Annotated in this window: 7 protein-coding genes, 1 tRNA gene and 1 rRNA gene; 7 read left to right on the top strand and 2 right to left on the bottom strand. The window is 28.4% G+C overall.

From position 1 onward, the window contains the following. From rrf to J2Z24_RS20945, 6 genes are all read left to right on the top strand, one after another. A 5S ribosomal RNA gene (gene rrf / locus J2Z24_RS20920) occupies positions 1-93 on the top strand; the annotation flags it as partial. Positions 94-99: 6 nt separating this feature from the next. Then, positions 100-175 (top strand) — tRNA-Lys (locus J2Z24_RS20925). Positions 176-321: 146 nt separating this feature from the next. Beyond that, positions 322-771 carry a hypothetical protein gene (locus J2Z24_RS20930; RefSeq protein ID WP_051593140.1) on the top strand — a complete coding sequence of 150 codons (450 nt, stop codon included), beginning with the start codon at positions 322-324 and terminating at the stop codon, positions 769-771. 100 nt (positions 772-871) lie between these two features. Continuing rightward, a complete protein-coding gene (locus J2Z24_RS20935) occupies positions 872-1924 on the top strand; it encodes a M42 family metallopeptidase (RefSeq protein ID WP_035145552.1) in 1053 nt (350 codons plus the stop codon). Then, on the top strand, positions 1915-2916 hold the full coding sequence (locus J2Z24_RS20940; protein WP_035145551.1) for a M42 family metallopeptidase: 1002 nt from the start codon (positions 1915-1917) through the stop codon (positions 2914-2916). The genes J2Z24_RS20935 and J2Z24_RS20940 overlap by 10 nt, the downstream gene beginning before the upstream one ends. 14 nt (positions 2917-2930) lie before the next feature. Beyond that, on the top strand, positions 2931-3875 hold the full coding sequence (locus J2Z24_RS20945) for a zinc-binding metallopeptidase family protein (RefSeq protein ID WP_035145549.1): 945 nt from the start codon (positions 2931-2933) through the stop codon (positions 3873-3875). Between the two features lie 15 nt (positions 3876-3890). Here the strand turns inward: J2Z24_RS20945 and J2Z24_RS20950 are convergent, their stop codons facing one another. Together J2Z24_RS20950 and cls are read right to left on the bottom strand one after the other, a co-directional pair. After that, entirely contained in the window at positions 3891-4487 is a 597-nt protein-coding gene (locus J2Z24_RS20950; protein ID WP_035145547.1) for a uracil-DNA glycosylase, read from the bottom strand. A 46-nt stretch (positions 4488-4533) separates the two neighbouring features. Continuing rightward, on the bottom strand, positions 4534-5970 hold the full coding sequence (gene cls, locus J2Z24_RS20955; RefSeq protein WP_372440104.1) for a cardiolipin synthase: 1437 nt from the start codon (positions 5968-5970) through the stop codon (positions 4534-4536). A gap of 221 nt (positions 5971-6191) precedes the next feature. On the opposite strand from cls, the gene J2Z24_RS20960 reads away from it, so the two are divergent. Beyond that, the gene (locus J2Z24_RS20960; protein WP_035145544.1) at positions 6192-8489 is read left to right on the top strand and encodes an ATP-dependent Clp protease ATP-binding subunit; all 2298 of its coding nucleotides are present in this window, start codon (positions 6192-6194) and stop codon (positions 8487-8489) included. Positions 8490-8972: the final 483 nt, after the last annotated feature.

Below are 8972 nucleotides of genomic sequence, written 5' to 3' on the forward strand. Positions count from 1 at the left end.
ACACCCGTTCCCATACCGAACACGATGGTTAAGCTTCAAAGCGCTGATGGTACTGCAGGGGAGGCCCTGTGGGAGAGTAAGTCGTTGCCAGGTTAGTATGGTTCACTAGCTCAGTCGGTAGAGCACATGACTTTTAATCATGGTGTCCGGGGTTCGATTCCCCGGTGAGCCACCAAGACCCTATCAATTATGGTAGGGTCTTATTATTTTTATAACTAATATATCATTATACATATATTGACATAGCAACTCTATTATTATATGATTATTTTATGAACAAATGGGAAAATGTTCATGATGATATTTAAGGAGGGGATTATTATGGCGATAAAAGATAGTATAACTATGGGAATTTCTAAGATTGCAAAAACAGTAGGAGATGGTGCTGCTACCGTAGCAAAAAAATCTGGTGAATTTGTTGAAATATCTAAGCTAAATTTAAATATTTCAACAGAAAAAGAAAATATTGATAAGTTATATCAAAAAATTGGTGAAATAGTTTATGATAAATATAAAAATGGTGAGATAATAGATGTAGAATTAGAAGAAAGTTGCAGAAGTATAGTTGATGCAAATGAAAGAATAGAAAGTATCGAAGAAAAGATAAAAGCAATAAAAAGCAAAAAAGAAGAAAGTACAGATGAAGATTTAAAAGAAGAGTCTTGTACTCAATGTGGATGTGGAAATTTAGAAGATGAAATAGTTGAGAATTGCGAAGGAAGCTCTTGTAATTTTCAAGAACCCAATAAGGAAGATGATTTAATGAAATAGAAAATAAAACCTTCAATATAAATATATTGAAGGTTTTATTTTTATACTATTTACTATACTATAATATATGAGTAATTAATTTTTGAAGGGAAGTAATTATATGGAGTGTAAAGAAATTTTAAAAAACCTTTGTCAAGTCCATTCACCTAGTGGTAGAGAAGAATGGATTTATAATATTATTAAAAGCAATTTTCAATGTTTTGGAGAAGTTTCTAAGGACAATTTAAATAATATTTATATACATAAGAAAGCAAATAATAAAGGAAATAATAAGGGAAAATTAATGATTATGGCTCATGCAGATGAGGTTTTTTTAATGATTACAGAGTTTCATGAAAATGGATTTTTAAAATTCAAGAGTCAAGGAATAGATGCTAAAGCGTTAGTATCTCAGGAAGTATTAATTCATGGCAGAAAGCCTATAAATGGAGTTATAGGAATAAAGCCTCCACATTTGATAGAAATTAATGAAAGTGAAAAATCTATTTCTATAGATGATCTTTTGATAGATACTGGATATAGTATTGAAGAATTAAAGGAAATAGTAAATGTAGGTGACTATGCTACTTTAAAGAGAAGCTTTTATGAATTATTAAACAATAATGTTGTATGTAAGGCTATTGATGATAGAGCTGGTATAGCAGCTTTATATGAATGTGCAAAAGAAATTAAAAATATAAAAAATAATATGGATATTTATTTTGTTTGTTCTTGTCAGGAGGAGGTTGGACATAGAGGAGCTAAAGTAGCTAGTTATAACATAAATCCAGATATAGGTATTGCTATAGATGTAACTTTTGATTCAGGAAAATTAGGAGATACTAATAGAGAAAATGTACTTGCAGGTGGACCTATTATATGTATTGGACCTAACATACATGCTAAATTAAGGGAAAAAATTATGGAAATAGCAAATGAGTATAATATCCCTTATGGAGTAGAAGTAGAACCTGGAAATACGGGTACAGATGCTTGGGACATACAAATATCACGAGATGGTATACCTACATTACTTATATCTATACCAATTAAATATATGCATACTTCAGTAGAGATGGTAAACATAGAAGATATAAAAAATACTGGAAGATTGTTAGCTAAGTTTATAGAAAAGCTAAATGATATTGAATTGGAGGATATATTATGTTTTTAAGAATATTAAGTAATGCATCTGGAGTATCAGGATATGAAGGAGAAGTAAGAGATATAGTAAAAGCAGAAATTAAAGATTATGTAGATGAAGTAATAATAGATAAAATGGGAAATATTATAGCGCATAAAAGAGGGAAAGGATCTAAAGTTATAATAGATGTTCACATGGATGAAGTGGGATTTATAATAACAGGATATAACGAAGATGGGACTTTAAGATTTAATTCATTAGGAGGAATAAATAATAAAATTCCACCAGCTAAAGTAGTTTTAATAGGAAAAGAAAAAATACCTGGAGTTATAGGAATAAAGCCAATACATCTTCAAAGTAAAGAAGAAAAAGAAAAGGCTATGAATTATTGTGATTATTGTATAGATATTGGTTCTAAATCAAAAGAAGAGACCAAAAGATTAGTTAATTTAGGTGATTATGCAGTATTTAATACTAAATTTTCGCAATTCGGTAAAAACATGATAAAAGGAAAGGCTTTTGATGATAGGATAGGATGTGCAGTTTTAATAGAAGTTTTGAAAGAGAAATATGACTGTGATATTTATGGAGTATTTAATGTACAGGAGGAAGTAGGAGAAAGAGGAGCATATATATCATCTTTTAATATAAAACCAGATATAGCTATTGTATTAGAAGGAACAATATGTGCAGATATGCCTAATATACCACAACATAAAAGGGCAACAGAAATAAATAAAGGACCTGCTATTTCTATAATGGATAAATCTAGTTTATTTAATAATAAAATTTCTAAAGAGATAATTGCATTAGCTAGAGATAAGAATATACCATATCAATTAAGAAGAAGTGTTGTTGGAGGAAACGATGGAGGAGCTATTCATATGTCTGGAGAAGGTGCGAAAGTTGTAACTATATCCGTGCCTTGCAGATATATACATTCAGCTGTATCAGTAGCAAGTTTAGATGACTATGAAAATACATGTAAGTTAGTTAAAGAGTATCTTAAAACAATAGTATAGTGGAGGAATTTATAATGGATAAATTATTAAATATTTTAGTAAATACATTTGGAGTAAGCGGAAGTGAAGATAGTATAAAAGAAATTATAAGAAAAGAGCTAAGAGATGTTCAGTGTATAATAAAGGAAGATGTGTTAGGAAATTTAATTGTAAAGGTAGGGGAAGGAAAAGAAAAAATAATGCTTTGTTCACATATGGATAGTATAGGTCTTCTAGTTTCTTTTATAGAAGAAAATGGTTTGATAAGGGTAGAAAAAACGGGAGATTTCAACTATGAAGATGTATCACATAGTATTATAAAGTTCAAAAATGGAACTATAGGAAAATTAATATTAAAGGATAAAGAGTTGTATATAGATATAGGACTAAAAAAAAGAGAAGAAGTTCTAAAAGTAGTTGAAGAAGGAGATCAGGCCTGCTTTTTTGGAGAATTAATGGAAATGGGAAATAAAAACCTAATAGCTCCTAATTTAGATAATAGAGTTGGATGTTATATATTAATAACTTTATTAAAAAGAGTAAAAAATTTAAATAAAGAAGTGTACTTTTTATTTTCTACTCAAGAAGAATTAGGAGCAAGAGGTGCTAGAGCAGCGGCTTATTCTATAAATCCGGATTATTGCATTGTAGTTGATTTAGAGGAAGCAAATAATTTATGCAGAAAAAGCAATATAAAACTTGGAGATGGACCAGCTATAAAAGTTATGGATAAAACATTAATAATTCACCATGAAGTAAAAAAAATGCTAGAAGAGTCAGCAGATTTATCAAAAGTGAAAATCCAATACTCAGTTTCTAATTCAAGAAGCGAGGGAGGAACTATACATAAGGAAAGAATGGGAATAAAAACAGGAGAGCTATCTATACCGTGTAAATATAAACATTGTGCGTCTGAAATAGTAAATATAAATGATATAGAAAATAGTATAAAATTATTGGAATCACTGTTAATAAATTAGAAGATAAGCCTTAGACTAAATTTCATCTAAGGCTTGCTTTAATTTATACCAATCAGCTTCATACATTTTTTTAAATTCATCATTTCTATTATAAGTTAAAGCAGAAGGGTGATACATAGGGAATATATTTTTTTTGAAACTTTCGTTATAAGTAAGAGTTCCATGACACTCTCCAATGGATTTAAAATTTGTAATGTTTTTTAGAGGTACATTTCCTAGAGTTATTATTAACTTTGGATTTACTAAATTTATTTCTTCTTCTAAGATATCTTTAAAAAGAGCTATTTCAGAAGTTTTTGGTGGTCTATTACTTATACTAGTCCTTCCATTTTGATTTTGTTTAACTTTTATTGGCCTGAAATAGCAAGTGTTGGTTATTCTAACATCTTTTCTATCCAATTTTATTAGGCTTAAATAATGTTGAAAATTTTTACCTGCCATTCCTACAAAAGGTTTACCCTCTTCTACTTCTGTTTTTCCTGGAGCTTCCCCAATGAATAATAGATCACAAGGAACCGGACCATCACCGGTTATCCATCCGCCTATTTTATCACCTTCATAGTTGTCACATATATCTTTTATTTTATTTTTTATTATTTCTAATTCATTCATAGTATTATAGAAAACTTAAGTTTTCTAAACCTCCTTTATATTTTTATTATAAAAGTGCAGAAAATACTCGAGCAATTGCTTCAAGTGCTTTAGTGAATGGAGAAACATTGTCATAATCTTTTTCTGTAAATATGGTACTATAGTTTAAATCTTCAAAGAATAAATCCTCGAGATTTTTTGTGACTTCATCATCATATATAATTGAGTTGATTTCATAATTTAGTTCGAAGCTCCTAATATCCATATTTGCAGTTCCTACAGTAGAGATTTTCCCATCAACAGTCATTACCTTAGAATGAATAAAGGATTTATTATTATAAAAATATACTTTTACACCGCATTTTATGAGCTCTGCTAAATAGGTTCTAGAAGCGTAGTAAACAGTAAAGTGGTCATATCTCCCGGGAAATAAAATGCGGACATCAATACCTCCTAAAGCAGCTATTTTAAGAGCATCCATAATACTCTCAGTGGGAACAAAATAAGGAGTAGTTATATATATATGATTTTCTGCCATAGATATCATTTTTAGTATACTTTGCATTATAGCAGGGTATGGTGAATCAGGACCGCTTTTTGCTAATTGCATAATTTTATTTCCATAATGTTTGATTTCGGGAAAGTATGTATAAAAATCATCATCAAAAAGTGAAGTATCCTTGTTAGCTCTCTTTATAGTACAAAAATCATCTATAAATACACCTTGAAGAGCTAATACAAAATCACCTTTAATCATTAAATGAGTATCTCGCCAATATCCTAATTTACCCTTACCTAAATATTCATCACCTATATTTATTCCTCCCATAAAGCCAACTTTACCATCTATGATAACAATTTTTCTATGATTTCTATAATTAATTTGGGTATTTATCATTCTTAAAATAGGAGCTAAAAAATAGGAATATTGAACAACATCTACACCGGCGTCTATCATATCTTGAATATATTTTTTACCAAGCTTTATGGAACCAACTCTATCTATTATGAATCTTACTTTAATGCCCTCTAGAGATTTTTTTATAAGTAAATCTTTAATTTCATTACCTATTTTGTCGTTTTTAACGATATAATATTCTAGATGAATATGATTTTTAGCTTTTAATAACTCTTTTTTAAGAGCATCGAATTTTTTTTGGCCATTGTTGAATATAGTAATATCATTATATACAAATAATGGAGATTCACTGTTTTGTGCTAATAAAGCTATTAGAGGTATATATTCTGGATCTTCTATTTTATTTATTACTTTAAATATAAGTTCCTTTATTTTAGGAGAAAAGTCTTTATTAAGTTTATGCACTTTCCAGTTTCGCCCTAAAAATATATATAGAAATATACCTATTGGGGGCAATAAAGCAATAACAAGAAGCCATGAAATAGTCTTTTCAGGTCGCTTTCTTTCTAGTACAATTACTAATACAATTACTAATACATATATTAAAAAAAATATTGACCATAAAGATGGCATACTAAATAACATTTTAACACTCCTTAAAAGATAATTAGTATATTATAAATTATAAGTAACTTATTTTAAAGTAAATATTTAAATTATGATTTTTATTGTTTATAAATAGTTTAACGATTATAGTAATATAATAATTATACAATAAATTCATATATATTTAATAAAATTATATTGAAATTTATTATATACTATAATCTATACTTTATTTAATATTAAAAGATGGAGATGAGGTTATGAAACTTTGTGATATATGTCATAAAAATATAGCTACAATTTTTACAGCGAAAATAGAAAATGGTAAACCTCAAATTATAGGTTCCTGTATAGAATGTGCAAAAAAAATGGGATTAAATCTGCCATTAAATGAAATAATGGAAGCAAATGGTATAAACTCAGAAGAAATGGAAATATATAAAGATCAAATGAATAGTATATTAGAAAATATTGATCTAAGTAAGTCTACAAATAATGATATGTTTTTGAATATATTTAATAGCTTGAATAATTTTTCATCAGAAAATGATATAGAGAATTCAAATAATGAAATTTATCCCAAAGAAGAAGTGGAAAAAGATAAGAGTAATGGAGAAGACAGCAAAAGTAAAAATAGAATATTTAAAAAGAAGAGAAATAATTTAAATAAGTATGGAATAAATTTAACAGAAAAAGCTAAAAATAATAAAGTTGATAGAGTTATAGGAAGAAATAGAGAAATAGATAGAGTTATTCAAATATTAAATAGAAGAAATAAAAATAATCCTATATTAATAGGGGAACCTGGAGTTGGAAAAACTGCGATAGCAGAAGGATTGGCAGTAAGAATTATTGAAAAACAAGTACCTGAAAAGCTATTTGATGTTGAAGTATACCTTCTCGATTTAACTTCTGTTGTAGCAGGAACTCAATTTAGAGGGCAATTTGAAGCACGAATGAAATCAATTATTGATGAGGCTAAAGAAAATGAAAATATAATACTTGTTATTGATGAGGTTCATAATATTATAGGAGCGGGAGAAGCACAAGGAGGCGCTTTAAATGCGGCTAATATATTAAAACCAGCTTTAGCTAGAGGAGAAATACAAGTAATTGGAGCTACAACCTTAGAGGAATATAGAAAATATATAGAAAAAGATTCAGCATTGGAAAGAAGATTTCAACCTGTGTTAGTAGAAGAAACTAGTATAGAAGAAACTATTGATATATTGAAAGGGATAAGAAAATATTATGAGGATTATCATAAAGTAACAATATCAGATGATGTAATAGAGGAAGCTGTAAAGTTATCTAAAAGATATATAAATGATAGATACTTACCTGATAAAGCTATAGATGTAATTGATGAAGCAAGTTCTAGAGCAAATCTAAAAAACAAGGGATTAGTAGAGATAAAGGCTTTAAAAGAAGAACTTGAAAAGTTGCAAGAAAATATTAAGGAATATTCAACTAGTGGAAACTATGAAAAGGCAGCGGAATCCAAAGTTGAAGAATGTAGATTAGAGGAAAAAATAAAGAAAATTGAAAAGGATAGCAGAAGTGTAGAACTTACTATAGATGATATAGCATTTGTTATAGAAGCATGGACCAAGATACCTGTTAGGAAAGTAAAGGAAAATGAAGCTGAAAGGCTATTAAATTTAGAGGAAAGACTTCATAGAAGAGTAATAGGACAGGAAGAGGCTGTTAGATCTCTGGCAAGAGCAATTCGACGTAATAGATTAGGCTTTAAGAAGAAAAGAAAACCATCATCTTTTATATTTGTAGGATCTACTGGAATAGGAAAAACTGAACTTGTAAAGGCACTATCATGTGAACTTTTTGGAAGTGAGGAAGGACTTATAAGAGTAGATATGTCAGAGTATATGGAAAAACATACAGTATCTAAACTTATAGGCGCACCTCCAGGATATATTGGATATGATGAAGGAGGACAGTTAACAGAAAAAGTAAGAAGAAAACCTTATTCAGTAATATTATTGGATGAGATAGAAAAGGCACATTCAGATGTATTTAATATGCTTTTGCAAATATTAGAAGATGGAAAATTAACAGATAATCAAGGAAGAACTGTATATTTTGATAATACTATAGTAATAATGACATCCAATGCAGGAACGAATTTTAAAGGCAATAAAATAGGTTTTGGAAGTGAAAGTTATAGTGTATTAGAAGGTTATGTAAAAGATTCTTTAAAGGAAATATTTAAACCTGAATTTTTGAATAGAGTAGATGAAATAATAGTATTTAAGCCATTAAAGAAAGAAGAAATCTATAAAATCATAGATTTAATGTTGAATGAATTGAAGGAAGAATTATGGGATAAAAATATAAATATAAAAGTATTACAAGAAGTAAAAGATTTTATATTAAAAGCTGGATATGATGACAAATTTGGAGCAAGACCTTTGAGAAGAGCCATTCAAAGATATATAGAGGATGAAATTGCTGAGCAATATTTTGAAAAGAAAGTTAAAGAAGGTTCATCATTGGAAATAGGAATGGATAAAGATAAAGTAATTATAAAAAGTATATAAAAAATATTAAAGTGCAGTTAAACTTTAAGGGTTAGTTTCCTTAAAGACTAACTGCACTTTAACCAATGCTTTCAACTGTATCTAGTGTATCAATATATAATAATTTAAGAAATATAAAGAAATTTAAAGAAAAAACAAGTTAATATCATAAATTAATGTATATATATTATTATGATTTAGTTTGTTATGATAAAATGAAATACGTCGTTTGGAAGTAAGCACTAATAAGCACTGAGGAGTTAAGAAAAGTTATTAAATAAAAATTTTCTTGACAAAGTGATGAACAAATGATATTATAAATAAGCTGTCAGATGACAGCAACAATGGTCTTTGAAAATTAAACAGAGAATTAAGAAACCAGTCAATTCTTAACAGGAAACTGTTAAAGATAGCGATGAGCTAAAAAATTGCTAGAAACGAGCAGTACAAGGAATGTGATTTGCGAGGAGCGGAGTTTAGTGATCTAAATGAGCACCACAGCAA

Source organism: Clostridium tetanomorphum, from assembly GCF_017873215.1.
In the GTDB taxonomy this organism is placed as follows: Bacteria; Bacillota; Clostridia; order Clostridiales; family Clostridiaceae; genus Clostridium_AO; species Clostridium_AO tetanomorphum.